This window comes from Desulfovibrio sp. 1188_IL3213 (assembly GCF_036763145.1).
In the GTDB taxonomy this organism is placed as follows: domain Bacteria; phylum Desulfobacterota; class Desulfovibrionia; order Desulfovibrionales; family Desulfovibrionaceae; genus Desulfovibrio.
In genome coordinates this window covers 1-1,822 of the sequence record NZ_JBAIYR010000433.1, presented here as the reverse complement: position 1 = coordinate 1,822, position 1,822 = coordinate 1, and the positions used below count along the sequence as shown (strand labels likewise).

Sequence of the window (1,822 nt, the reverse complement as noted above, 5' to 3'; positions counted from 1 at the left end):
GTACGTTTTGGCAAGATCGTGCAGCAGCCCTCCGGCGCGCACCTCCGGCACATTGACGTCAAAACCTCGCGACGCCGCGCGCAACGCCAAAGCACAGGCAATATGGGCCACCATGAGCGAGTGACGCCGTATGTTGGGCAACATGTCGTACTTGTCCCACAGGGCAAAGCATGCCTCATCGTCAGGCACGCTGCGGGGCCGGACGGGATCGCCAAGCCTCGGCAACTGTGGCAGATCAGCCAGCGGACGCCGTGGCCGGGGAAATTCGGACTGCGATGAGCTCTTCATGCGGAAAGTATGCCACCGGGCAGGCGTGATGGCAAGAAAAGCCGCAGGGCGCATGTGTTTGCACAGGCCAAAAAGTACACCCGGCGCTCAAAAGAACGCCGGGCGATTTGCGGGCACACAACCGCAAATACCCACTTTCGGGCCGCTGCCCGACCCTGTGCCGGACAGCGCGAAAGCGAGCCATTGCCGGGACAAACCGGCAGAGGTGACCTTTTCAGTTCCGGCATGCCATCAGATACGCCGAAAAGGGCCTGTTGACGAAACAGGCGGCCACAGGTGGGGGAACCCCACATTCACTTCATCGGTAGATGAAATAATAACTTGAGAGAGCAGGGAGCACGATGCTCATGAGAGCAGAAAGCCCTGCGCGGAAAAATCGGCATGCCTTGCGCGAACTGTCTGGCGGCGCAGTGCCGCCTGCCGTGCGGAGCAACCGCCGGGGCGGACACAACGCACCACAAGCCGCACGGGCTGGCCGATGGGGAGGCCGCTGATACTTTCAGCACTCCCCATCAGGCAAACTCAGGCAAATGGCATGGACATGTCTGTGATCACATCACCGCAAGGACACGTCTGATGACAAACCCAGCGCCGCCCTGCTTCAGGGGGCCAGTTCCTGCGGTCCGCGGGGACGTGTCCTACCGCCCCTTGCCGGGGGCGGCATTTTTTTCTGTCTTCCCGCGCACGGTCCCTTTGGCCGGGGCAGTTGCCCCTTTTTGCACCAGATCGGCCAGAGCGAGGATAGTGTTGGCATACACCGTCGAACGGTTATAGGTCATGAGCACCTTGTGCTGCTGCGCCCGGCTTATGCCGGGTTTCCAGCCGTGGCGGGCCAGGTAGTTGGACAGGCTTGCCACAGCATCAGGCACATGAAACAGGTCTACCCTGCCGTCGCCATCACCGTCCGCCCCGTAGGCCGCGATGTTGGAGGGCATGAACTGGCACAGGCCCACTGCGCCGTAAATGGAGCTGGGCAGATAGCTGGGGTCCAGGTCGTCCTGCAGGAGGTGGCTCACAAGCGCCCGCAGTTCCTTATAGGCCCAGTCCGCTCGTTTCGGCATGGTCTCCTGCAGCCAGGCCATATGCTCTTCATAGCCAGGCATGCGCGGCAGCCATTGGTCTATTTCCGAAGGCTCGCGGCTCACTGCCATGCTCGCCAGGGTGTAGAGGGCGTTTTCCGGCACGTCGGCCAAAACCTTGCCAAGGCGGGTTTCCACAAAGAGCAGGGCCGCGGCCACTGACGAAGGAACCCCATACCGGGTCTGGGCCTGGCTGAAAGCCTGTTTGTGCTCGGCAATAAAAGCGCGGCACAAGGCGGCGTTCTGTTCCGTGACTACACCTTTGTAGTAGGTTGTGGGCGTAGGCTTGGCGGAAGGAGGCCGGGGCATGAAGCGGCTTTTGTAGAGTTCAACCATTTTGCGGCCCATGGGCGACTGGCTGGGTACGGGAGCCAGGGTAGCCAACAGGGCATTGACACGGGGGCCGGAAAACCCGTCGGCGGCAAGCCGCGTGACCAGCGGCTGCCAGACCGGAG

At 61.9% G+C, this 1,822-nt stretch carries 2 protein-coding genes; both read right to left on the bottom strand.

The window, feature by feature from the left end:
- Positions 1 to 288, bottom strand: a 288-nt coding sequence (locus tag V6C16_RS12300; protein ID WP_333543332.1) for an HDIG domain-containing metalloprotein, incomplete at its 3' end; no start/stop codon positions are given.
- A 638-nt stretch (positions 289 to 926) separates the two neighbouring features.
- Positions 927 to 1,822, bottom strand: an 896-nt coding sequence (locus V6C16_RS12295) for a lytic murein transglycosylase (protein ID WP_333543331.1), incomplete at its 5' end; no start/stop codon positions are given.